General features: G+C 33.8%; 22 protein-coding genes. 5 read left to right on the top strand and 17 right to left on the bottom strand.

Annotation, left to right across the window (positions count from 1 at the left end; translation table 11 throughout):
• From Q0X02_RS04765 to yqeC, 13 genes are all read right to left on the bottom strand, one after another.
• Positions 1-498: TetR/AcrR family transcriptional regulator (locus Q0X02_RS04765; RefSeq protein ID WP_297812343.1), on the bottom strand; the 498-nt coding region annotated here is incomplete at its 3' end.
• A 114-nt stretch (positions 499-612) separates the two neighbouring features.
• On the bottom strand, positions 613-2,100 hold the full coding sequence (locus Q0X02_RS04760; protein WP_297812340.1) for a BCCT family transporter: 1,488 nt from the start codon (positions 2,098-2,100) through the stop codon (positions 613-615).
• 49 nt (positions 2,101-2,149) lie between these two features.
• Complete coding sequence (locus tag Q0X02_RS04755; RefSeq protein ID WP_297812337.1) at positions 2,150-3,451, bottom strand: glycine/betaine/sarcosine/D-proline family reductase selenoprotein B; 1,302 nt, start codon at positions 3,449-3,451, stop codon at positions 2,150-2,152.
• Positions 3,452-3,461: 10 nt separating this feature from the next.
• The gene (locus Q0X02_RS04750; RefSeq protein ID WP_297812334.1) at positions 3,462-4,787 is read right to left on the bottom strand and encodes a glycine/sarcosine/betaine reductase component B subunit; all 1,326 of its coding nucleotides are present in this window, start codon (positions 4,785-4,787) and stop codon (positions 3,462-3,464) included.
• A gap of 186 nt (positions 4,788-4,973) precedes the next feature.
• The gene (gene trpS, locus Q0X02_RS04745; RefSeq protein WP_297812332.1) at positions 4,974-6,056 is read right to left on the bottom strand and encodes a tryptophan--tRNA ligase; all 1,083 of its coding nucleotides are present in this window, start codon (positions 6,054-6,056) and stop codon (positions 4,974-4,976) included.
• Between the two features lie 2 nt (positions 6,057-6,058).
• Positions 6,059-7,288, bottom strand: coding sequence for a CapA family protein (locus Q0X02_RS04740; protein WP_297812329.1), 1,230 nt, complete (start codon positions 7,286-7,288; stop codon positions 6,059-6,061).
• Between the two features lie 7 nt (positions 7,289-7,295).
• Entirely contained in the window at positions 7,296-7,775 is a 480-nt protein-coding gene (rlmH, locus tag Q0X02_RS04735; protein WP_297812350.1) for a 23S rRNA (pseudouridine(1915)-N(3))-methyltransferase RlmH, read from the bottom strand.
• Positions 7,776-7,890: 115 nt separating this feature from the next.
• On the bottom strand, positions 7,891-8,328 hold the full coding sequence (locus tag Q0X02_RS04730; protein WP_297812327.1) for a type II toxin-antitoxin system HicB family antitoxin: 438 nt from the start codon (positions 8,326-8,328) through the stop codon (positions 7,891-7,893).
• Between the two features lie 32 nt (positions 8,329-8,360).
• Positions 8,361-8,546, bottom strand: coding sequence for a type II toxin-antitoxin system HicA family toxin (locus tag Q0X02_RS04725; protein ID WP_035111485.1), 186 nt, complete (start codon positions 8,544-8,546; stop codon positions 8,361-8,363).
• A 254-nt stretch (positions 8,547-8,800) separates the two neighbouring features.
• Positions 8,801-9,193, bottom strand: coding sequence for a 30S ribosomal protein S9 (gene rpsI, locus Q0X02_RS04720; protein ID WP_297812325.1), 393 nt, complete (start codon positions 9,191-9,193; stop codon positions 8,801-8,803).
• Positions 9,194-9,204: 11 nt separating this feature from the next.
• Positions 9,205-9,636, bottom strand: a complete 432-nt coding sequence (gene rplM / locus Q0X02_RS04715) for a 50S ribosomal protein L13 (protein WP_297812322.1) — start codon at positions 9,634-9,636, stop codon at positions 9,205-9,207.
• Between the two features lie 188 nt (positions 9,637-9,824).
• Positions 9,825-10,118, bottom strand: a complete 294-nt coding sequence (locus tag Q0X02_RS04710) for a cupin domain-containing protein (protein ID WP_297812320.1) — start codon at positions 10,116-10,118, stop codon at positions 9,825-9,827.
• A gap of 10 nt (positions 10,119-10,128) precedes the next feature.
• The gene (gene yqeC, locus Q0X02_RS04705; protein WP_297812317.1) at positions 10,129-10,827 is read right to left on the bottom strand and encodes a selenium cofactor biosynthesis protein YqeC; all 699 of its coding nucleotides are present in this window, start codon (positions 10,825-10,827) and stop codon (positions 10,129-10,131) included.
• 865 nt (positions 10,828-11,692) lie between these two features.
• On the opposite strand from yqeC, the gene Q0X02_RS04700 reads away from it, so the two are divergent.
• From Q0X02_RS04700 to Q0X02_RS04690, 3 genes are all read left to right on the top strand, one after another.
• Complete coding sequence (locus Q0X02_RS04700) at positions 11,693-11,893, top strand: hypothetical protein (protein ID WP_297812314.1); 201 nt, start codon at positions 11,693-11,695, stop codon at positions 11,891-11,893.
• An 18-nt stretch (positions 11,894-11,911) separates the two neighbouring features.
• Entirely contained in the window at positions 11,912-12,589 is a 678-nt protein-coding gene (locus Q0X02_RS04695; protein ID WP_297812312.1) for a hypothetical protein, read from the top strand.
• Positions 12,590-12,862: 273 nt separating this feature from the next.
• On the top strand, positions 12,863-18,592 hold the full coding sequence (locus Q0X02_RS04690) for a cell wall-binding repeat-containing protein (protein WP_297812309.1): 5,730 nt from the start codon (positions 12,863-12,865) through the stop codon (positions 18,590-18,592).
• 285 nt (positions 18,593-18,877) lie between these two features.
• On the opposite strand, the gene Q0X02_RS04685 is transcribed toward Q0X02_RS04690, so the two are convergent.
• Positions 18,878-20,488 carry a hypothetical protein gene (locus Q0X02_RS04685; protein ID WP_297812306.1) on the bottom strand — a complete coding sequence of 537 codons (1,611 nt, stop codon included), beginning with the start codon at positions 20,486-20,488 and terminating at the stop codon, positions 18,878-18,880.
• Positions 20,481-21,182, bottom strand: coding sequence for an ATP-binding cassette domain-containing protein (locus Q0X02_RS04680; RefSeq protein WP_297812303.1), 702 nt, complete (start codon positions 21,180-21,182; stop codon positions 20,481-20,483). The genes Q0X02_RS04685 and Q0X02_RS04680 overlap by 8 nt, the downstream gene beginning before the upstream one ends.
• An 88-nt stretch (positions 21,183-21,270) precedes the next feature.
• Between Q0X02_RS04680 and Q0X02_RS04675 the strand changes: the two genes are divergently transcribed.
• Both Q0X02_RS04675 and Q0X02_RS04670 read left to right on the top strand, forming a co-directional pair.
• Complete coding sequence (locus Q0X02_RS04675) at positions 21,271-21,819, top strand: hypothetical protein (RefSeq protein ID WP_297812300.1); 549 nt, start codon at positions 21,271-21,273, stop codon at positions 21,817-21,819.
• Between the two features lie 144 nt (positions 21,820-21,963).
• The gene (locus tag Q0X02_RS04670) at positions 21,964-23,061 is read left to right on the top strand and encodes a cell wall-binding repeat-containing protein (RefSeq protein WP_297812297.1); all 1,098 of its coding nucleotides are present in this window, start codon (positions 21,964-21,966) and stop codon (positions 23,059-23,061) included.
• Positions 23,062-23,124: 63 nt separating this feature from the next.
• On the opposite strand, the gene Q0X02_RS04665 is transcribed toward Q0X02_RS04670, so the two are convergent.
• Entirely contained in the window at positions 23,125-23,655 is a 531-nt protein-coding gene (locus Q0X02_RS04665) for a hypothetical protein (protein WP_297812294.1), read from the bottom strand.
• Positions 23,655-23,957 carry an MTH1187 family thiamine-binding protein gene (locus Q0X02_RS04660; RefSeq protein WP_297812291.1) on the bottom strand — a complete coding sequence of 101 codons (303 nt, stop codon included), beginning with the start codon at positions 23,955-23,957 and terminating at the stop codon, positions 23,655-23,657. Before Q0X02_RS04660 ends, Q0X02_RS04665 begins: the two co-directional genes overlap by 1 nt.
• Positions 23,958-23,959: the final 2 nt, after the last annotated feature.

The following is a 23,959-nucleotide window of genomic DNA, read 5'->3' as shown; positions in this document are numbered from 1 at the left end:
CACACATTCATTCATCATATAAATATTTCTAGTAAAAATGGCACTAGAATTTAACATATCCACAATTTCATCCGGATATTTTTTCTTATCCAATTCCAAAGGAAATATTTTATAATATTGTTCTATGTAAAATTCAATCTGATTTTCCATTTGAGAAAAGAATAATTTCATATATGCCTTTGTTTTGTAAAAAGAATGTCTAACAAAACATCTCCACACGGCATACAATCTTTCCAAAGAATTGTCTGTCCCGCTTATCGCACTCGGAATTTCTTCAATATAATCTTGTAGGACATCCATTATCGAAAATATAATCAAGTGGTCCAAATTCTCAAAGTAATTATAAATAGTTGCACTGTTCATCATACTGCAATTCGCAACTTTTCTTATAGTCACATTTTCGATTCCTTCTTCTCTTATTATTTTTTTCGTGCAATTCATAAAACCAACTATCATATTTTTCCTATGCTTAGTTAGTTTTTTGTTTTCAAGCTGCATTAAACTACCTCCCAAATGGTTGATTACATTGATTATATCACCTATTTGACTTTTTTTAAACGATTAAATAAAAAAGTCTGCCATATGACAGACTTTAAAGTTAAAATTCATATTTTATAATTTTTCCGATTTAAATTCTTTTATTATTGCAACGCAAATCAAAAGCATTATAAAAATAAATGGAAATGCTGCTGCTACTGATGCTGTTTGTAATGCTTTAAGTCCACCTGAAAGCAAAAGTGCGTAAGCTATTACAGCTTGCAATACTCCCCATACCAATTTTTTGCTTTTATCCGGATTCAAATCACCACCTTGACTTAACATACTCAAAACAAAAGTAGCAGAGTTTGCCGATGTGATGAAGAATGTACACAACAACACAACAGTTATAATCGAAAGCACTGTTCCCAATGGATATTCAAAAAACACTTTGAATAATGCCAATTCAGAATTTGCTGCCAACGCTTTTACTTTATCAAATGGCATTTTTTGTGCAAAATTCAATCCTAATGGCCCAAAAACTGAAAACCAAACTATGGATGCAAATGCCGGTGCAACTGAAACTCCAAGTATAAATTCACGAACAGTTCTACCCTTTGAAATTCTCGCAATGAACGTTCCAACAAATGGCGCCCAAGCTAGCCACCAAGCCCAATAGAATATTCTCCAACCTAATAGCCAATTGTTTTTTCCAAATGGATTAATAGCAAGAGAATCTGAAAAGAAATTATTCAGATAAGCTCCCATTCCGCTTGTTAATGAATTTAGCATAAGAAGCTTTGGCCCAACGATGAATGACAATCCCAATACTGTCGCAGCTAAAATTAAATTAATATTTGAAATCAAATTTATTCCCTTATCAATTCCCGCAACAGCTGTCCAAATATATATCACTGCAATTATGATTACAATAATCAGCCAAGTGAATTTGTTGTTAGGAATATTAAACAAATGTGATAAACCTGAGTTTATTTGCAAAGTTCCCATTCCTAGAGAAGTCGCAACTCCTGCTATTGTCGCTATGACAGCAAATATATCAATAGTTTTACCGATAGGCCCATTGACTTTTTCTTCTCCAATTAAAGGAATAAATAGTGTAGATATCAAACCGGGTTTGTTTTTTCTAAATTGGAAGTAAGCCAGACCAAGTCCTATTATCGAATAATTCGCCCAAGGATGGATTCCCCAGTGCATAAATGATGCTCGCATTGCAAAATTTGCTGCTTCAGAGCTTCCTGCCTTTAAAGTTTCAATCGGTGCTACAAAGTGTGCTAATGGTTCTGCCACTCCGTAGAATACAAGACCTATTCCCATTCCCGCACCAAAAAGCATTCCAAACCAAGAAAGTGTAGAATATTCAGGTTTTGAATCGTCAGCTCCTAATTTAATGTTTCCATATTTCGAAAAAGCGACAATAAGTGCAAATACTACGAAAATAAGCATTGCTAGTAAGTACAGCCAACCCATATTGACAGTTACAACGCTCATTAAAGCGTTTGCACAATTCTCAAAACTTTTTGAACCAACTATTCCCCACACGGCTATTATCAAACTTATCAATATAGATATCATATAAACTGGATTTATTTTTTTATTTTTCATATCAATTCTCCATTTTTATAGGAGGGGGAAATTAATCCCCCTTCATTTCTTAAACCGTATAAACTTTTGGTTCTTCTATTTTTTCTGTCAAAGCATTTAATGCTACTTCTACTCTGTGATGTCTCAAATTCCATTGAACATCTTTACCTGTAGCTGGGTCTCCTAGTGGATAAGGAATTGAAATTGTTGGTACAATTTTATTAACACCAACTGATTGAGCTACTGGAACCAAGTTACACATTTGAACGATTGGAATACCAGCCTTTTCAATCACATTTACCATCGCTGCACCGCAGCGAGTACATGTACCTCAGGTACTAGTCATTATAACCCCGTCAACATTGGCTTCTTGCAATTCTTTTAGAATTTCCGATGACATTCTCTCAGCTTCAGCTTGTGTAGTTCCAGTTCCAACTGTCGAGTAAAAATATTTGTGAAGTTCTCCGAAAACTTTACCTTCCATATCTCTCAAAACATCTATTGGCATAATAACATTTGGGTCAGCGTTTGCTGCTGCTGGGTCAAATCCTGCGTGAATCGTTTTAAATTCTCCTGATTTTAATCTATCCATTCCAGTTACATCGTATTTTCCCCATCTAGTAGCGGATGCAGATTGGATTCTATCTGGGTTATCTACAGGAACAATACCACCAGTTGTCATCAAAGCTATTTTCGCATGCTTCAAATCTTTGATAGGTTCTGCTGGTTCTATTACTTCTTTAACAGGAATTGGAAGCTCAGTTACAAATTCTTCTCCGTTTAATTTTTTGATTAGCATCTCAACTCCTCTTTGAGCTGCTGGTTTCATTTCTGGGTTGAAGTACTGATTTCTTATTCCACGAGAGAAATATCCTTCCTCAGCTGCAGAACCTAACTCTTGTCCATTTAAAAATTTATTTGCATAATTCGAGATAGCTTTTACATCTTTTCTCATATCCCTAGCAGACTTGCCACCTTCAAAAATAACCATATCTTTTCTGTACATTTCAACACCAGGATTTTCAGGATGCATTGATGTAATAACTTCTACACCAAATTTTTCCTTGACAGCCTTGCAAATTCTTCCACAGGCAACACCATAACGACCAGCTTGGAATGCAGGACCCGCTAAGAACAAATCAAATTCCAATCCTTCTAAAAATCCCAAAATTTCTTTTGTTGCTTCTTCTGGATTTGAACCAATGTAATTATCTCCGCAGATAATTGTATGTGTGATTTCGCAATCCAATTCTTTGTCGAACTCTTTTGCAGGACCGACTAATTCTTTTTTAATTTCTGGTTTATAATCAGCTTTGTCTTCTCCACCGATTCCTGCAAAAAACTGATTAATGTATAAAATAGCTTTTTTCATAGCTTCACTCCTAATATTCCTTCATAGTCTTTCTTGACCAACCCGCTATTTGATCTCCGCAGAACATAGCATTGTTTTCCATAATCACTGAACCATCTTCTTTTACAGAAGAACCTAAGATTTCATCTCCTGCCCATCCACCAGACAATCCATCTCTTGCCAATGCTTCTAATTCTCCAATTACCTTCTTCATTGGTTTTAATCTAATCAATTGAGAAACATTTCCTGTAGATACTAAAGCGTCAGTTTTTTCGTTCATAACTACCAATGGTTGAGACTTTCCGTCACGACCTGTGCATTCATTGCTTATTCCTACAACTTTTACTCCTACATCTTCTAACGCACAAATACATCTCACATAATCTGCATCTGGATTTCCGTAACCTTCTTCAGTTACAATCGCACCATCTGCTCCCAATGATTTTGCCATATTTGATACAAAAATCGCTGCTCTTTCTTTTTGTTCTAGTGAAACGTTCAAGTTTGACATTATAACTCCCAAGAAATTAATGGATTTCCCATGCTCTTTGAATAATTCTTTTATTATAGGGAAATTTTGCAAGTCATATGTTGACCATTTTGAAGAACATGGCATAAAACTTCCACCTATAATACAACCATCCAAAACTTCTGTCGGACTCATAAACGTTGGAAGATATTTATTCATATCCCATCCGTAGATCAAATCATTATATCCCAATTCTTCCATTTGAGATTGTGGTTGCATAACCAATACTACAGATTGAAGCTTGTTTACATCATCACTTCTTTTTGTTACTGGCGTAAATTCATATTCTTCTATTTCCTCTGGTTGCTTGTCGATAACAGTTTCTCCTAAATATTCTGCAAACAAGTGACAAGCCCATCTTATTGCGTGATTTTTCTTTTGTTGTTCATGTCTTTCAAATTCTTCATCAGTATCGATTACTAAGCAAACGTTAATCAACTGTGAATAATAAGAATAATCTGCTCCCTCTCCTGACATATCCAATAGGCCATCTCCGAAGCTTCCCCAATGCATTCCAACGCCCAATACACTTACGCCTTTTAAAGCATGAACTCTACCTTCACCAGTAGGAACTAATTCCCCTGTAATTGAAGGAAAAACAGCTCTTTTATCTGGTCTAATTCTCGGCTCAACAGCTTCTTTTATTGGAACGATTCTAACTTCATCGCCCGGTTTTGCAATCTCTATGTCACATTCAGTAATATGTGAATCTTTTTTTATAAAATCGATTGCTTCTTGTTTGTTAATCGTAAGAATATTATTTTCGAATTTTGTTTTGTCACCGAAAACGACATCCTTAACATTGAAATTACCAATTTCAAATTTCATATTCTAACCACCTTTTAATTATTCTCATCTGTGCACTGATTTTTCAAGATTTTTATCTTGTTGAATACATTATAATACTAATCACGATTATTTGCAATATTTTTTTAACATTTATAATCGTGTTTATTTTTAGCTAAATTCTCCACGCAATAAAAAATCAACCACCTAAGTGATTGATTTTTGGATTTATTTGTATTTTTGTTGTTGTTTTTTTATTAATTCCAAATCTTCGAAGTAATTTATTCCCATTGCGGCTTTTACTTTTTTCAGAGTTTCTGCTGCGACTTTTCTCGCATCTTCGGAGCCTTTTAATAGCATTTCAAATATTTCTGGAATGTTTTGTTCATAGTGTTGTCGTCTTTGTCTTATTGGCGATAATTCTTTTTGCAAGATATTGTTCAAGAATTTTTTGATTTTCACATCGCCGAGTCCACCACGTCTGTAGTGTTCTTTTAACTCGTCCAAATTTTTATATTCTGGAAGAAATTCCGAGAAGTCATCATCTGTGCAGAAGGCATCCAAGTATGTGAAGACTGTGTTTCCTTCAACCTTTCCAGGATCTGATATTTGAATGTGATTAGGGTCTGTGAACATACTCATTACTTTTGATTTGACATCTTTTTCAGAATCTGACAAATAAATACAGTTACCCAACGATTTGCTCATTTTCGCTTTGCCGTCAAGTCCTGGAAGTCTGGAGCAGATTTTGTTGTCGGGAATTACAGCTTTTGGTTCAACCAAAACTTCTGAATAGTAGTTGTTGAACGTGCGCACGATTTCACGAGTTTGTTCCAACATCGGAAGCTGGTCTTCTCCAACTGGAACGATGTTTGCGTTGAATAGCGTGATGTCCGCCGCTTGGCTGATTGGATACGTCAAGAATCCGACAGGAAGGCTCGCACCAAATTCTTTTTGTTTAATTTCTGCTTTTACTGTTGGATTTCTTTCGAGTCTCGAAAGTGTAACCAAGTTCATATAGTAAAACATCAATTCTGTTAGTTGTTCAACGTGTGATTGCACGAAAATCGTAACTTTATTAGGGTCAATTCCGCAACTTAAATAATCTAGTGCGACCTCAATTATATTGTCACGCACTTTGTCTGGATTGTTGAAGTTGTCTGTCAATGCTTGTGCATCTGCAATCATGACATACATTTTGTCAAAATCGCCTTTGTTTTGCATAATAACTCTATTTTTTAACGAGCCAACATAGTGACCCAAGTGTAATTTCCCCGTAGGTCTGTCACCTGTAAGTATAATATTTCCCATTTTTACTCCTTTTTAAAGATATCTTTGTAATGCTTATTTGCCCTTTGCAATTTGCTAATTATTTTTGCTTTTCGTGGATAATTTATTTCTGAATTTAGCACTTGTTCGACTGGCACGACGACATAATGTGTAGTCACGCTGTCTGTGTACTTGTCAATGTAATATGGCTTGTTTTCGAAACTCTTTACAGTTGTCTTGTCGCCAATTTTCTCGATTTTAATGTCCGAGTACACTCCGATTTCTACTCCGTAATATTGTCCGTACGATTCCCTCTGGTCTGCGACAAAGTTTCCCAAAGAGTACACGCAGTAGGATTTTTTGCCGTTGTTTTCAATCACATCGGATTTTTGTATTGTGTGTGGATGTGAGCCAATCACCAAGTCCACTCCCATGTCTGCAAGTTTCTTGAATGTATTTTTTTGATAAGAGTTGGGATAATCAGAATATTCCTCGCCCCAGTGCATATAACACATTATCACGTCAGCGTGATTTTTCTTCAAATAATCGACGTCTTTTTGGATTTTTTCCATATCAATCAAATTCACAGCATTGTTTCTTACCGAACTGAGCATATACTTTTCTAAGCCGTTTAGCATCTCAGTGTACGAGAAAAATCCAACTTTGATTCCCTTTACATCTATTATGATAGGCGGATTTGTAGGCTCATTTTTCTTGAAAGTTCCAGTTCTCTTCAAACCGTACTTTTCGATTGTGTCAATTGTGTGGTCAATTCCCTTCGACCTTTTGTCGTATGCGTGATTGTTCGCAGTGCTAACAACATCAAATCCCGTGTTTTTTAACGCTTTTATTACATTTTCGTGCGTCGCAAACTCAGGATAACCGCTCATATCCGAATCGTCCTTTGCAATAGTCGTCTCCAAATTGACGATAGATAAATCGCTTTTTTGCACAATGTCTTTAATAGCCGCAAAAGAATCCGTAAAATCATAATTTGTAGCCTTTGCTTGGCGAATTTGCGTGATGTGATTCATATAATCGCCCCAGCAAGTTATCGTTATTTCCCTTTTGTCTTGTGGTTTGTTTTCTTTCTTTTCGTGTTTATTTTTTTGGATTGGTTTTGTTTTTTTCTCGGAAACTCTGTCTTTTTGTGAGATTTTGTGTGAATTTTGGGATTCACCAACGCTCGTTGGCAAATGAAAAAACCTTACCCCCAGAATCGCCAAGATGACCACAATTAAAAAAGAAAACGCAACAGTTATTTTCTTATTCATAACTCCCTCACTTATGATATGGTAAATTATTAATTATTCTGAAACTTCGATAAATTTGTTCCAACAAAATCAGTCTCATTAGTTGATGTGGAAATGTAAATTTGGAAAAAGAAAGCGCATAATCGCTCCTATCGAGCACACTTTTTCCCAGTCCCAACGATCCACCGATTACGAAACAAATATTGGAATGACCTTGAATAGTTAAGTTTTCAATCTTTGCGGCCAATTTCTCGCTAGTAAGTTGCTTTCCCAAAATTTCCAAAGTAATCACATAATGATTATCCTTGATTTTGGAGATGATTTTCTCCGCTTCCTTGTCCTTCACAATCTCCCTTTCGCTGTCGGACAAATTCTCTGCAGCACTCAAATCATCAACCTCGATGATATTGAGCTTGCAGTGAGCAGATAATCTCTTCGAAAATTCTGCAATACCAAGTTTTATGTATTTTTCCTTAACCTTACCCACCGAAATTACGTCGATATTCAAAATAATCACAACCTTTTTACTTAATAAGTATATCATATATTGATTGGGAGTTTGAAATAATAATTTTTACGCAAATAAAAATAAAGGACTATCAAAAATAGTCCTTTAAAAAAATTTATTTTATAGCTTCATTTTCAATAGCAACAGTCAAAATTTTTGAAAAATTCAAATTCAATCTGTTACCCAAATCATTCGCCCATTTTGGTATGGACAAAGTTTTCTTTACTAATTTAGTGTTTTCAAAATATTTTTCTACATCCACAAAAATCATCGAAATAAATGATTCATTATCAACGTATTCCAGATTAATTTCAGGATCATCTTTGAAAGGGTCATTTCCATCTAGCGACAAATCGTTAATATTACTAACTTTTGGCAAATCTATCCCTTCTTCGATATATCCTGAGACAGTAATTCCCAACCAATCACTGGCCATAAACATAGCATCCGAAATATCTTCACCTTGCGTTCCTGAATACTCAAAATCAGGAAAATTAATAAAATATCCGCCTTCTGGTTCTTTGTAAAACAATGCTGGATAACTTACTAACATAAAACACCTCCATTAGATATTGAAGTAGCGGGCTATAATAGCCCTGCTTGCTTCAATATTTGTCTTTCTGTTCCTTTTTTCAGTTCACCTTTAGGAACAGGAATTGATCGTACTCCTGGTTTTTTCATTTTGATATGTGAGCCTTTACCCTCACTTTTTACCTCAACGAATCCATGTTGTTTCAGAAGCTTGACCATTTCTTTTTGTGTCATCGGCATGTGCACTTTACCTCCTGACACTTTTATTATACGTATTAATACGTGATACGTCAATATATTTCTAATAATTTTTACGCAAATAAAAAACCCACAGATAAAAATCTGTGGGAATAATTTTGTAAATATTTCCCCTGGAGAACTAGTATATCATAAGCTTATTAATAATGATGGTGTGAACTTTAGTAAAAAATCATAAAAAAAACACTTGATGGTGTGAACCAAAAAGTGCTTTTCCATTGATATATAATTGTTTTCTATCTCTTACTGAATTGTGGAGATTTACGAGCTTTTTTAAGACCGTATTTCTTTCTTTCCTTCTTACGAGGGTCTCTTGTCAAGAATCCTGCTCTTTTTAATTCAGCTCTGTATTCTGGGTCAATTTCCAACAATGCACGAGCAATACCGTGTCTGATTGCTCCAGCTTGACCAGTGTATCCGCCACCTTTTACATTAACAGTAACATCATAGCTTTCAGTGTTGTTTGTTAATTCCAAAGCTTCTTTAGCGATAACTCTTAATGTATCGAAGTTAAAGTATTCACTTATATCTTTTTTGTTGATTGTGAATTTTCCACTTCCTGGTACTAAAGTAACTCTAGCAACAGAAGTTTTTCTTCTACCAGTTCCTTGATATCTATTATTAGCCATTTAATTACCTCCTACTTAATTTCCAAAACTTCAGGGTTTTGAGCGATATGATCGTGGTCATTTCCTCTGTAAACTCTTAATTTTTTAGCCATTTGACGTCCCAATGAGTTGTGAGGTAGCATACCAACGATGGCATGAGTTACAGCTCTTTCAGGATTTTTTTGCATTAAGTCTTTGTAGGTAATTGATTTAAGACCACCAGCATAACCAGTGTAATGTCTCAATTCTTTTTGTTCTAATTTTTTACCTGTTAATTTTACTTTTTCAGCGTTGATTACTATAACGTAATCTCCAACATCCGCATTAGGAGTAAACATTGGTTTGTTTTTTCCTCTTAAAATAGAAGCAACTTCAGTAGATAATCTACCCAATACAACATCTGTTGCGTCTACTACATACCATTTTCTTTGGATGTCATCTTTCTTAGGTATATAAGTTTTCATTCAATTCATCCTTTCCTTTATTTACAATATTTGGCTACTTGGACATCGCTGCCAAAAAGCGATTGTGTTCTCACCGGGAATTTAGACACGTCGCACACCCGGCCATCGGCGACTTTCTGTATTGTATAAAAGGAAATGACTCCTTTTACATACCAAAATATTATATACTCTCTTGATTCAATTGTCAACTATTTTATCGCAAAACACAGCCACACACACTCATCGCTCGTGCTTTTGACTTCGTGAACGATATTTTTTGGAATAAAATAAGTGTCCATCTCTTTAAGTCTCACATCTTTTCCTTCGACATTCAACATCGCCTCGCCTTTTATCACGACAACAAATTCGTCAAAATCCTGATTGTATGGCCCTGATGTTTCGTTTTTCGATTGAATCCTGACTATTTCAAATCTATTATTTCTCACGATTATATCCTTAATAATGTGATTCTCATCAAAATTCAAATCTTCAAGTAAATTCATAAAAATTCTCCTAGTATATCTCAATGATTTTCCCAAAACTCATCACAAAAATCTTCACGTCTACATCAATTCTCTCAATAATATCCATCGCATTTTCAATATCTTGTTTTGTGTCTGCCTTATTCAAAATCAAAAATTTTTTCGCATCGTATGAATTTTTGAACAGACCACGATTGGAGTTGATGATTTCTGCGTAGCTTTCTGTCGTCAAAGTCTTGGGATTGCCGATGATTTTTTCCATATATTCTTTCCTATGACAAAACCTCTCATCAAACGGCTTGTTCACGCTGTCAAGCCCCATCACACCGACACAATGCGTGATGCTTTTAGGATTGAGTGGCTCATCTTCTCGTGGAGCTTTGATGGGTCTTGTCTTCGCTCCATCCGTTTCCAAAATTATATTAGAAAACAAACCTTCACCAAAAATTTTGTCGAAAAATTCCGGTTCAAATCCGATTTCTTTTGTGTCCGTGTGTGATTGGGATGCGAAATATATTTTGCCATCATTGTGGCGTGATTTGTCAGTAGCTTCCCACAAAAAATCGAAGTTTTCTCTGGAAACTCTACCCATTTTCGTCGTCGTGCTTATCAAACAAGCCTTGTTTGACAATCTAAACTCGTCTTTCAATTTAAAAAGTGTCGACGTCTTTCCCCCAGCTCCTTGAATGGCTATCATATTTTTATCATTCAAACTCATAAACTCCAACATAATATCACCATTTTTATTATCTCACAAATTTTTCAAATACAAAACCCAATTGAAAATCCGCATAAATGAATTATAATAAATATCTAATAACAATTATCAATTAAATGCAAAAGCTAAAGTACTTCGAATATCTTTTTGAAAGCAAAAAAGAAAGCCATATCAACGGCATAAACACTGAAAAAATCATAATAAGGACAATAAAAAAAGTATTGATAACACAATTATACAAGTGCATAGTATAAGTATAAGCTAAAAAACCATAATCCAGAGCCACCCGACAAATTCAAAAATAGTTAGGAGGTGGACTCATGGACAAGGTCAAAGATTTCATAAATAAATTATATTATAAAAATGGTTTAAAAAACAAGTGTAAAAAATTACAAAACATCAGAAACAAAGAGAAAAGAATAAAAAAAACTTGGTAATACATTTCTGCAATTGTATTACCAAGTTATAAGTTAAAGAAATGCATACACCCAACCACACATCACAAATACAATTAAAAAGGTAGTGAGTTGAATGCGTAAGCATAAAAAACAATAAAAAAACTAGCTTAAAACACGAGTTAAATATCAAATTAATAATTGCAGTTATTAACTTGATTATTGCTATTTTAAAGCTTGTTAGTAAATTGCTTGAGTTGGGACTATTATAGTCTTAGCTCGCCTTTAACTTATGTAAATAATACCATAAAGATTGTTAAAAAACAAGTGGATAAAAAATCAGACGCTCAACTACAGGCAGTTAAAAAAAAGCAAAAAGACTTGACAAACTAACTTTAAAACTATGTAATATAATTATAAATTAAAAAATGCAAAAAACAGTTCAAAAGATAAGAGAAATAATAATATAAAGGAAGGCATTTATGAAAATCGGATTTAGAACACCAAGCTTGAAAAAATCACTAAAAGCGAGAACGACTTCGAAATTGAAAAGAAAATTAAAATCAGCAATTGACCCAACATACGGCAAAAAAGGCATTGGCTGGTTTAAAAACCCAAAAAAAGCACTCTACAACAAGATTTATAACAAAACTACAAGAAGTATATTTGATATTTTCAAATAAAGTAAAACAGAGGTACAAATGAAAAGATATCTAAAATTGTTGGGCATATCATTTGCAATAGGAATAGCCTTGCTCATCACAAAGCTCATATTCAAAATCGACGACAAAGTGATGCTGCGCTATTATTGGATAATCGGCGGTATTGTCTTGGCAGTCATTCTAATAGTCAACACAATTTATTTTTTCTACAAAACAAATGAATTGAAACATTCAATGAAATTATTTGAAGAAATGAAATACAAGGATTTCGTCAATGAGTTAGAACCTAAAATTCCCAAAATCAAAAACAAACACATTAAAACAGTAATGAAAATGAATTTGGGAGCGGGATATTTGGAACTTAATGAGCCAAATAAAACATTGTCAACTTATGAAACAATTGCAACAGACCAGTTAAAAAACCAAGACCTTCAGCTTATATATTGGCTCAACACAATGATAGCTCACTTCAAATTGAACGAGCAAAATAAGTTTGATGAACTATTCGCAACACACGAAAAACTTCTACAACAATTTGAAAACAGTCCAAATTACGGCGAAAACATCAACCAATTGTATATAATGAAAAATATATTTGATGGTGATTTTGTATCAGCAAGGGCTAAATTAAACGAATTGAAATCCAAATCCACAAACCCGAGATTCAAAAAAGAATACAATAGATTAGAAAATATGATAAAACAACACGAAAAATAAAAAATGGATGCAACCTAAAAAATTAGGTTGCATCCATTTTTTGTTAAGCGATAATTCAATAATTTTTAATATCAGTGTTGATTAAGAATTTATGATAAAATATTTTTTATTTTTTCTGTCAATTTAAACTATTAAAATTAAGTTGTGTTTTTTTATGAAATAATTTTTAGATTTTATAGATAAGTTTTTGTTTTATATTGTATAAATATAGTTGCAAAAATATTGAGATTTATTATATAATAATAAAAATTTTCGCAAAAAAGGAGTATTATTATGAAGAAAAAAATTATTTCATTTTTTCTGGCTTTTTTGCTTGTTTTATCAGGGTTTTCCAGCCCTGTACATGCAGAAGCTAGTTTTCACAGAGATTTATCTAGTAAAGATATTTCTTCAAAAGGATATAATTCTAATGAAATTATTAGAGTTATTATTCAGGCAAAAGATAAGAAGGCAAAAAATTCTTTAAAAGGCTATGTTTCAAAATTACAGAAGGCTAGTTTGAAAAAGGATTTTGATGTTGTTTTTGATGGTTTTTCTGCTGATATCAAAGAATCAGACTATTACAAACTTCGTCTTGATAATAGAGTTAAAAACATTTCAAAATCTAAGGTTTTTTATCCTACAATGGCAAGCGCCAAAAAACTCGGTCAAATTTTTGAGGCACAGGAAAAATATAAGAACAGCGGCGAGGGAATGGTTATATCTGTTATCGATTCTGGTCTAGATCTTACTCACAAGGATTTTCAAAGACTAGATAATCCAAAAAAAGCTAAAATCAAAAATGTTATGCCTTATGGTGGTGAAAATCAAGACACATATTTTAATTTAAAAGTTCCTTATGGGTATAATTTCGCCGATAATAGTTACAGAGTTAAAGGTTATGCTTCTAACCACGGGATTCACGTTTCTGGTATCGCCGGTGCAAATGCAAGAGATAACGAGTTAGAATCTTTTGCTGGTATTGACGGTGTAGCTAGTCAAGCGCAAATTCTCGCTATGACTGTGTTTAGCAACAACTCCGAGCTTAAAGGTGCACAAGAAGATGATATTATTTCTGCGATTGAAAAAAGCATCGAAAAAGATGCCGACATTATCAATATGTCGTTGGGAACTGCTAGCGGTTTTTGCAATGACAATGACCCTACTGCAAAAGCTATCGAAAAGGCAAGACAAAAAGGAATTTTAGTAGTTGTCGCTGCCGGAAATGATACAGCGGCTTTTTCTAGCAAGCAATCAAATGGCGTGGAGAATTTTTTTGGAAGAAAAGATGTCGGTCTTGTAGGTTCTCCTTCTACATCAAAAGGAGCATTGTCTGTTGCCTCATTTGAGAACACTAATACTTTTGTAAAAAAATTCGAATTTAAAGATGGTGAAGAAAAAATCAACTTCAGTTACTCTTTGGATAATGGTGTTAACGATGGTAAACCTCATAAAATCGAAGATGCAGGACTTGGAAAGAAAGAAGATTTTACCGGCAAGGATTTTAAGGGCAAGTTGGCTTTGATAAAAAGAGGCAGCATAACATTTAGCGAAAAATCTAAAAACGCAAAAGATGCAGGAGCTATCGGTGCGATTATTTACAATACTGATGATGTTAGAACTGGATATTCTATTTCAGGCCTAGGAGATTTTCCTGTATTTAACATTTTAAATTCACACGGCGTGAAGCTTTTGGATGCTTTCAAGAAGAACAAAGATGTTGAGGTTTTGTTTAGCAACAAACAAGTACAAGATATAAATGCTAATAGTGGTAAAATGAGTAATTTCTCTTCATTAGGTACTACTTCAAACCTAGACTTCAAACCAGAGATAACTGGTGTTGGTGGAAGAATTTATTCTACAGACAACGACAATTCTTATGTAATGATGGATGGAACTTCAATGGCTGCTCCTTTTGTTTCGGGTTCTAGCGCTATTGTCTATTCACAAGTTAAAAAAGATGTCAAAAACGTAAATAATTTTGCAGATTTTACTAAAAAAACAATGATGAATACTGCAAAGATTTTGATGAACAATGATATAGATACCAAAATCCCATATACGGTTAGAAGACAGGGTTCGGGACTTGTCCAAGTAAAAGATGCGATAGAAAACAGAGTTATTTTGAGTTACGAAAACGAAAACGGCAGTGCTTGTGGAGAGCTAAGAAGTTTTATTGGTCAAAAAACATTTAAGATTAACTTAAAAAATTATTCTGATAATGACCTTTCATTTGATGTTGATGTCGACAGAGTTTACACTACAAAAACAGCTGATAATAACTTATTAGAAGAAGTTTCTCCAGCATCTATCACTGCGGATAAAAAAGAGATAAAAGTTCCAGCAAATTCTTCAACTAACCTTACAGTTACAATTGATGCTAGTAATGTGAACGATAATTTCGTTGAAGGATTTGTTAAATTCATTTCCAAGGATAAAAACCAACCTAACATTCATTTCCCATATATGGGATTTGCCGGGGATTGGAACGGTGAAAACATCTTAGACAACCTTGACACCGTTGAAAACAAAGATGCAATCACTTTCGGTGAAACTAAGTTGATTTCGATGATAAAAGACCCTAAAAACATTTTTGACAAAGGCAAACTCTTCGCATTGGGCTTGGAAATCGACAAGTCAGATTCTAATGAGAAGCCATCAGAACAACATTGGTCTATTTCGCCAAACAACGATGGATTTGCAGATGTTTTGATTCCTCAAATCGGAGTTCTTAGAAGTTGTGAATCTTTGGAGTTTAATATTTTGGATAAAGACAAGAAATTTATCAGAAAATTGGACAGACAAGAGTTTGTCAGAAGACAGAGTTACAAAGATTTCAAATCAAGAGTTGAATCTAAGCAACAATTCAAGGTTTATCCTTTTGTTGAAGGAATGTGGGACGGTAAATTATACAATCAGAAAAAAGGCGAGTTCGAAGCCGCTTCTGATGGACAATACTATCTTGAAGCAGTTGCAAAATTAGGAAAGAATTACGGTGAACAAAAGCGTCTTTTCCCTGTCAAAATAGATACAAAAAGACCAAAAATAGAATTGATTAAAACGAAAGACGGCAAAGACTACGAAGTAACTGATAAAGGAAGACTTTTGAAATTCAAAGTTACTGATGATGTTGGAATTTCAAGTTTCTACGGAAAAGTTTCGAAGGAAAAGATAAAGGCTACTAAAACCAATGAAGGTTATGAAATTTTGATTCCATTCAACGTAGAAATGAATGAGTCGTTGAAGCTTGTAGCTAACGACTTCGCATTGAATGAAACGAGAACTACAATAAACAATATCAAAGGCAATTCCCTTGCATTCACTTCATGGGATAGCATAGTCGATAAAAAAATTGGTTTTATGGGAAAAGATTATAGCGGTTCCACTAGCAACAAGGATACAAAGTTTATCTCCATAAAATTTGTAAACAAAAAGACAAACGAAGAAATAAACTCGAATGACTGCAAAGTTATTAATGGAAAATTTGCATTTGCATCGTACACATTAACTACTAAACAACAAGGAAAATACAATGCCTATGCAATAGAAAAAGACGCTAACAAAACAGAAATCAAGAGAACTTCCCTAGGAGAATTTATATACGATTATATCGCTCCTACAGTTTCATTTAATCACTGTGAAGTTGTAAAGGGAGACAAAGTTAAAAACCCTCTTAAAAATAAATCAAAAAACTACCAAGAATATATTATGAAGAAAAACCCAGATGGAACTGCAACTTTCACTGGAAAAGTATCAGATAATGTATTCAGTGCAAAAGAATTGAAATTGACAATCGGTAGTAGAGAAAATGTTGTTAAAATCAACGATGACGGTTCGTTCAATTACACTTTAAAAACACCTTCAAAGCATTTTGATTTTATTAATGTATCTCAGAAAATAGATTCTGATTCTGAAAATTCAAGCTTAATTAACGGTTTGGATTTGGCGACAAGTAAACCAATAAAGAAAAAAGGTCTCGAAAGAACTTATGTAATCAATTCATATATTGATTCTGATGAGACTATGAAAGAACCAGAATTTAAGCTTACAACTGCAACAGAAGTAATAATAAACGCAGATACAATCGGCAAAAACGAAGCTATCAAAGCAGAAAAAGTTGGCGAAGAATATTTCTATTCTATAAATGGATTCACTAACAGAAAAGAAAACACAATTCTCTTGGATGGAGAGGAAATTTTCAGAAAAGATACAGTTGATAATGGAAGCTATTTTGAACACAAGGTTAAATTGAATCCTGGAATGAACAAATTCAATTTGAGAATCTTAGATAAGGAATATAAAATACTAAAAGAAGTAAAAGTAAGAGTAATCTTAGATACAAAACTTCCGGATTTAATTCTAGAAAGTCCTCTTACTGACGGCGTAGAAGTTGTTGAGGTAGAGAATAAAAACGCAAAATCTGAAAAAGACAAAACTATTAAGGAAGAATATTCTCTAATAAAAACTTGGAAGGATAAGGTGGAATTTAAAGGCAAAATATCTGACGATGGAACAGGATATTCTCTAACAATTAACGGGGATTTTGTCGAGGCTAGCAAAAGCAGATCTTCATTTGGAGATAATGAAAAAGAATTTAGCAAGGAAATACAAGTAGAAGACAATGATATAATCACGTTAAATATAAAAGATGAGTTTGGAAATTCAAAAGAATTCAAATTTAAAGTTAAAAAGATTGAAGCTCCAAAAATAATAGAAATTGAAGATATTAACAAAACTAAAGAAGATGGATATGTCAGAGTTCACATCAAAAACAAAGAAGAAAAAATCTACGATGTATTATTGGGAAAAGTATCGCTAAAAGAACTCCTTCCAAATATAGAAGATACTGATGATTTGAAATTTGACGGATGGTATTCAGATGAGCAATTAAAAAACAAAGAAGATAATCTGGATAAAAATGTAGAAAAAGATATGACGCTATATCCTAAATTTTCTAAAAAAGAAAAGAAACCAGATACAACTCCTAAAGCTGAAACACCTGAAAATGGAGATGCAAATACTAAACCTGAAACAAAACCTTCTCTCCCATCTTCTCCAGAGCCAAATATTCCAAGTTTGCCATCTGTTCCAGTTTTACCAGATTTACCAACTCCAGTTGTGCCAATTCTACCAAGTATAACACCAAGTACACCAGAACAAGCACAACCAAAAGCTACAACAAGAATAGCAGGAGCTGACAGAATCCACACAGCAGTAGAAGTATCTAAGAAATACTACAACAAAGCTGACACAGTAATCGTAGCAAACTGCGAAAAATTCGCAGACAGCTTATCAGCAGCAGCATTATCAAAAGCATTAAAAGCCCCAATCCTACTTGTACAAAAAGATGAATTAGATTCAGTAGTATCACAAGAAATCAAGAGATTAGGCGCTAAAAATGTAATCGTAATAGGTGGAAAACAATCAGTAGACAAAACAAAAGACAGCCTATCAAGATACAATGTTCAAACAATAGCTGGTTCTGACAGATACGAAACAAGTGCTAGGATTGCTCAAGAAATCATCAAACGCACGAAGACTACACAAGCAGTCATCGCAAGCGGAGAAACATTCGCAGACGCATTGACAGTAGCTCCTCTTGCAAACAAACAAAATATGCCAATCCTACTAGTACAACCAAACAACATACCAAAACCAACACAAGAAGTAATGAAACAAATCAAAAACGTAATAATTGTAGGAGGAGAAAATACAATCTCCAAAGAATTGGAAAACAAACTTCCAAGCCCTACAAGAATTGCCGGAGCAAACCGTTACGAAACAGCAAAGAAAATCTACGAATACGGCTTCAAAGACAGAGTAGAAGTTAACATCGCAAACGGAACAAACTTTGCAGACAGCTTAGTAATAGGCTCCATTGATTGTCCAATATTATTAGCAGAATCAAATGAAATTCCAAAAGCTACAAAAGAAGCTATCAAAGACTCAAAATTTGAAAAAATTAATATATTCGGTGGAGAAAACTCAATAGGTGAATCAGTTGTAAAAGAATTGGTTAAATAAATTTAATCATTCAAAAAAATGATTCCTACCTTAACCGATGAATACAACAATGGTATAAAAATTTAAAATATCAGCTCACACCATATACGGGTGAGCCGATATTTTTTTTCTTAGAATTTAACATACAATATGATAAAACAACACGAGAAATAAAAAATGGATGTAACCTAAAAAAATACTACGGGTAATGTGTAAGTAATAAAGACAACAAAAAAGCAAGTTATAATCTAACCAAAATGGAAAAACAAGCCTTTCGGCTTGTTTTTTTAATTATTTATTCTATTTTTAACTTTTCCTCAAATTAAATGTCCTATTTCCTTTTGCCAACACCAAGAAATATCCCACAACTGTATAAATCATGCAGATTGCCAATGCTACTAATCCTATGTTGAAATTCAATTTTATTTGCAAGAATATTATCGCCCAGAACAATAATGATTCAAAAGTGTTTAATATTGAGTAGACGATGTTTTTGCTTTTGAGTCCCACTGTGAATGGTTGAAGTAGCATGTACATGTAGAGTTGTTTTACTGATTGATACAAGTAGATTATGATGACTGCGACTGCGGCTTTTATTATCAAATCTGTTGTGTTTAATTTTGCGGCGAATATCCAACTTATTATCAATAATAACACCAATCCAAATGTAGGTGCGTTGTCTTTTAGGTTTTGTTTTATTCTAAAATTTAATGTGTCTTTTATGGTTTGTTTATTGGCGTAAATCATTTGTTTCATCAAATATCTGTCCATATTCAAGAAAATAAATCTATCCAATGATTCTGGAATTGCTATTTGTATTCCGAAATACAACAAGATTATCGGAAATACTGACACTAATATTTTCAATTCACTTGGTTTCGGATTGATTGTGAGCCCTCTTAATACGATAAATCCAATTACACCAACAGCCAAGATTATCCCCGAACGAATTAATATCATTTTGTGGTATTTGTGTTTGAATCTGTAGCGGAATAATTTGTTGATGTATTCAATCCCGTTGTAATTATCGTAAATTCCCACGTTTTCTTGTGCGATTTTTTCATCGTCGATTTGGTATGCGATTGTGTTGATATCTTTGAATGTGTTGTCGCGGTCGATTATGGATTTATTGGTGATTTCAATTCTAGCGATGTGTCTGATTTTGTCGGTTTTTGAAATCAAAACAGCGCCCATAATGTATGCAACAACCCCGAAAATTAGCGCATAGGTTGAATAGAATATGTCTACGAAGATTTTGGATTTCGTGCTGTACAACACCAAAAGTCCCATTCCCAATAGCAAAATCGCCCACATGCAGAAGTAGTTTTCGGTTAAATGTTTTTTTCTTGTTGTAGAGTACACCAAGATGTTGATGTATTTGATTAATTTTCTAAATCCAAGGCAGAACACAGTGATATTCATTGCATTCATTGGATTGATGTCAAATATAGCGAAAAATATCGCAAATACTATTCCAGAGATTGCAAAGCTAATATCCGACAAATAATCCTGCAAAATCGTGTATCTCTTTGCGTCAAGTTTCAAGGCTTTGACACAAATCGAATCCTCGTTATCGAAACTTACGTACGTAAATTCTGAAATCATGCTTCCAATTACAGCCGAGATGTAAAACAACGATAATAATATATTTTCTTGGATTGTTCCTTTGAAAATCTTCGCAGTTGCGATAGTTGCAATGCCGTAAATTCCTGCACAGTACAAGATTTTGAGAAACAATGTTTTGATTACATCTGAAATGTAGAAAAATGCAGAATAGCCAAAGCTCAACACGTCATTTCCGTAAATATCCGCAGGAATAATCTTCTTGAAAATTAGGAGTTTGCGAAGCTGATACATTGTCTGATTGAGCCTCATCTTCATGACAAGTTTCAAATAAGTGCTAAGATAATTACTCATCGGACTCATCCTTTAAAATATCGTAGAGTTCTGCATCAAATTTCTCATCGTTCTTGTCCAAATCCAATTTTTGTAATTTCTTGTGATGAAGTAGCACGATTTCTTCGCTCAATTGTTTTGCCAAGTCCAACATATGTGTAGACAAGACAATAATTCTTCCTTGTGATTGCAATTCCATAAGTAATTTTTTGATTTGCGTGCTGATTACAACATCCAAGCTTGTCAATGGTTCGTCCAATAGCAAAACTTTCGGTCTGGAAATGAACAACGTAATCAAAGAAATTTTGCTTTTCATTCCGTGTGAATAATCTTTGATGAGTCTGTTTTGATCTTTTTTGGAAAATTCCATCATTTCCATATAATCTTCAACCGTTTTTATATCGTTTGGTGAATTGATGTCACGATAGAATTTAATGTATTCATATCCTGTGAGAAATTCCGGCAAGAAATTTTCCGAAAAAAGCATTCCTATGTCTTCTTTTTTTAATTTTTCAGTTACGCCTTCATTTTCCAAATAAAATTCTCCCGAATCAAAATCTATCTCATCGTATAAGACGTTGAACAGAGTTGTCTTTCCGGCTCCATTTCTACCCAAAACAGAAGTGATGACTCCTTCTTTGAATTCGTAATTTACTTCATCGAGTACCAATTTGTCGTCGTATTTTTTTGTCAAATTTTTTATTACAAGTTTCATATATGTCCTCCTGCTCACTATTGTATTAATTATACCATACATTTTGATGGCTATTAAAATATGCTATAATTATTTCACAGAGGTTAATATGCAAGAATATAAAAATATAATTTTGATAACGCATTGTCTGTTGAACAAATTATCCGTCAACAACAATCCTGAAATAAAAGACAATTTGAGTTTGATTAAAAATTTAATGAAAATGAATGTGGGGATTTTTCAACTTCCTTGTCCAGAGGACGAAAAGCAAACTCCATCTTCTAATGAAAATTTCGAGGGAGAAATCGGCGATTGCTTTTTCACAAACAAGTGTCGCACGATTTTGAAGCCGATTGTCGATGAAATCTGCGAATACATTGATGACGGCGTGAATTTCTTGGGAGTTATTGGAATAGATAGGTCTTCTAGTTGTTCTGTTGGGCAAAATTTCAAATACGAAAGCTCTGTCGATGATTTTTCTTTTATGGAAGATATTGCTCATTGTGTCGATTCGACAAAAAATAATGACAACGGAATTTTTATGGAGCAATTGAAAAAATTATTTGACGAGAAAAACATCCATGCTGATTTTTATGGATATCACAACACAAATACTGACGAAATAATCGAAAAAATAAATAAGGCTCTTGTATTTTGACACATAATTCATTTTGAATGAGTTGTGTGTTTTTTTTATTTTAAAAAAATCGCAACGACAAATTTCAACATTTTATTGTCACAAACTCCATACGAGAAAAAATGTGATATAATTAAAATATAAATTTAGTAAAGGAGATATGTAATGAATTTAAAGAAAAAATTATTAGTAGCAGCTCTTGCTACATCATTGGTTTTACCAACAGTATCATTTGCTTCCAAGTTGAATGTGGAAAGATATTCTGGAACTAGCAGAGTTGAAACGGCTGTTAATGTTGCTAAGGACCAATTTACTTCAGCAAAATCAGCTATTTTAGTTAATCAATTAGCTTTCCCAGATGCTTTGAGTGCAACTGTATTGAGCAAGGGAACTATGCCAGTTTTATTCTCTGAATCAAACAACATCAGTTCTGATACTTTGAACCAATTAAAATCAATGGGCGTTGAAAATGTTTATGTTTTGGGTGGAGAAAAATCTGTATCTGAATCTGTTGTTAGTGCAGTAAAATCAGCTACAAACTGCAAAGTTGTTAGAATCACGGGTGCTGACAGATACAAGACTAACGCTCAAACAATCCAAGACAATGTTAAAAAGACAAATGAAGTTGTCATCGCAAGTGGGGAAATCTACGTTGACGCATTGTACGGAGTAAGCTATGCAAACAAAGTTAACGCTCCTGTAATGTTAGTTCAAAAAAACAGCATTCCTGCTGACACATTAAAAGTTTTGAAATCATTGAATGTAACTAGAATCACAATCATCGGTGGAGAAAAAACAATAACTCCAAAAGTAGAAGAAGAATTGTCTTCAATCGCTCTTGTCAACAGAATTTCTGGTTCTAACAGATACCAAGGTTCTTTGAAAGTAGCTAAAGAAGTTTACGGAAGCAAATTAAAAACTGCTCTTGTAGCTAGTGGCGAAAACTTCGCAGACGCTTTGGTTGCAGCTCCAGTAAGTCAAAAATTGGACGCTCCAATCTTGTTGTCTTCTGCTAAATCAATTGATGGTTCTATCATTTCTTACTTAAGAGATAACAACGAATTATCTAACATCAAAGTATTCGGTGGTGTTAATGCAATAGGAGCACAAGTGTTCAAAGATTTGCAAAACTCATACTATACAATTGGTGAAAACGGAGAAAAAATAATTGACGGTGGTACAATTATCGTAGAAAAAGTTAAAAACAATTCTACTGACAAACCAAACGCAACAACTCCTGTTGAAACTGGTTCACAAAAATAATCTATAAAAACGAAAACTGTGTGAAGTCAACTTCACACAGTTTTTTTATTGGAATTTTAAATATCAGTTTAATAAATTGTAAAACAAACCTGTAGGTAACAAAAACAAGTATGGCGCTGTTATTATTGCCAATATCATTGACACTTTTTTGATTTGAGATTCCGTCAAATCGGTGTTTCTGAACGAAAATCTGCGGTTGAAATAATACACCAAAAATCCCGCGAATATCACTGCCATAACCATCACCAAAATTCCCCAAGGCGTTTCGTAATAATCATTCAATACCGGAATTGAAATATTGTTGTAGAACCATTTCGAAAAACTGTTTCTGGTTTCATTAATTCCGAATGATATCGTCATCAAAACAGCCGTAGGGATTATGTCAGCCACAAACCCAAGTACAACTGTCTTTGCTAGCGATTTTTTGATAACATCCATCGGTTTTTGGACTTTGATTAATTTCAGAGCCAACAAGCTCACCAAAAAATCCACCAAAATATTTGCCGGCACAATCGCAATCCACGTTATTGGAAATAGCCACAGAGCCCACACCGGAAATATCAAATTGTACAGCTTTACAGTTTTCTTTTTCATTATTTTAATCTCTCTTTCACGGAATTTATTTTTTGCTCAAACGATGCTTTTTTGTCTCTTCTATCGTCAATTTTAATCACAGAGTAAACTCTGTCGACGCCTTCATTGAATACAGCTTCTTGCATATCACGAACGGCCTTCAACAGTTCGTCGATGTCTCCTTCTATCACAGTTCCCATCGGGTTTAGTTCAACTTTTATATTTTCTTTGTTTCTCACATTATCGTATGCCTTTGCCACATATTTTGATAAACTTGTAGTTTGTGTTCCGATTGGAACCAATGTCAATTCTAAAATCGCCATAT

Origin of the sequence: uncultured Finegoldia sp. (assembly GCF_947252345.1) — a bacterium.
Taxonomy (GTDB): Bacteria; Bacillota; Clostridia; order Tissierellales; family Peptoniphilaceae; genus Finegoldia.
The sequence above is the reverse complement of the archived record's forward strand: the minus strand, read 5'-3'. Positions and strand labels throughout refer to the sequence as shown.

What these genes read in the sequence shown, in the direction of transcription:
- Q0X02_RS04760 (WP_297812340.1), bottom strand. Translation starts at nt 2,100, where the DNA reads ATGAAAAATAAAAAAATAAATCCAGTTTATATGATATCTATATTGATA.
- Q0X02_RS04750 (WP_297812334.1), bottom strand. Translation starts at nt 4,787, where the DNA reads ATGAAATTTGAAATTGGTAATTTCAATGTTAAGGATGTCGTTTTCGGT.
- trpS (WP_297812332.1), bottom strand. Translation starts at nt 6,056, where the DNA reads ATGGGAAATATTATACTTACAGGTGACAGACCTACGGGGAAATTACAC.
- Q0X02_RS04740 (WP_297812329.1), bottom strand. Translation starts at nt 7,288, where the DNA reads ATGAATAAGAAAATAACTGTTGCGTTTTCTTTTTTAATTGTGGTCATC.
- Q0X02_RS04730 (WP_297812327.1), bottom strand. Translation starts at nt 8,328, where the DNA reads ATGTTAGTAAGTTATCCAGCATTGTTTTACAAAGAACCAGAAGGCGGA.
- Q0X02_RS04725 (WP_035111485.1), bottom strand. Translation starts at nt 8,546, where the DNA reads ATGCCGATGACACAAAAAGAAATGGTCAAGCTTCTGAAACAACATGGA.
- rpsI (WP_297812325.1), bottom strand. Translation starts at nt 9,193, where the DNA reads ATGGCTAATAATAGATATCAAGGAACTGGTAGAAGAAAAACTTCTGTT.
- rplM (WP_297812322.1), bottom strand. Translation starts at nt 9,636, where the DNA reads ATGAAAACTTATATACCTAAGAAAGATGACATCCAAAGAAAATGGTAT.
- Q0X02_RS04710 (WP_297812320.1), bottom strand. Translation starts at nt 10,118, where the DNA reads ATGAATTTACTTGAAGATTTGAATTTTGATGAGAATCACATTATTAAG.
- yqeC (WP_297812317.1), bottom strand. Translation starts at nt 10,827, where the DNA reads ATGTTGGAGTTTATGAGTTTGAATGATAAAAATATGATAGCCATTCAA.
- Q0X02_RS04700 (WP_297812314.1), top strand. Translation starts at nt 11,693, where the DNA reads ATGAAAATCGGATTTAGAACACCAAGCTTGAAAAAATCACTAAAAGCG.
- Q0X02_RS04695 (WP_297812312.1), top strand. Translation starts at nt 11,912, where the DNA reads ATGAAAAGATATCTAAAATTGTTGGGCATATCATTTGCAATAGGAATA.
- Q0X02_RS04690 (WP_297812309.1), top strand. Translation starts at nt 12,863, where the DNA reads ATGAAGAAAAAAATTATTTCATTTTTTCTGGCTTTTTTGCTTGTTTTA.
- Q0X02_RS04685 (WP_297812306.1), bottom strand. Translation starts at nt 20,488, where the DNA reads ATGAGTAATTATCTTAGCACTTATTTGAAACTTGTCATGAAGATGAGG.
- Q0X02_RS04680 (WP_297812303.1), bottom strand. Translation starts at nt 21,182, where the DNA reads ATGAAACTTGTAATAAAAAATTTGACAAAAAAATACGACGACAAATTG.
- Q0X02_RS04675 (WP_297812300.1), top strand. Translation starts at nt 21,271, where the DNA reads ATGCAAGAATATAAAAATATAATTTTGATAACGCATTGTCTGTTGAAC.
- Q0X02_RS04670 (WP_297812297.1), top strand. Translation starts at nt 21,964, where the DNA reads ATGAATTTAAAGAAAAAATTATTAGTAGCAGCTCTTGCTACATCATTG.
- Q0X02_RS04665 (WP_297812294.1), bottom strand. Translation starts at nt 23,655, where the DNA reads ATGAAAAAGAAAACTGTAAAGCTGTACAATTTGATATTTCCGGTGTGG.
- Q0X02_RS04660 (WP_297812291.1), bottom strand. Translation starts at nt 23,957, where the DNA reads ATGGCGATTTTAGAATTGACATTGGTTCCAATCGGAACACAAACTACA.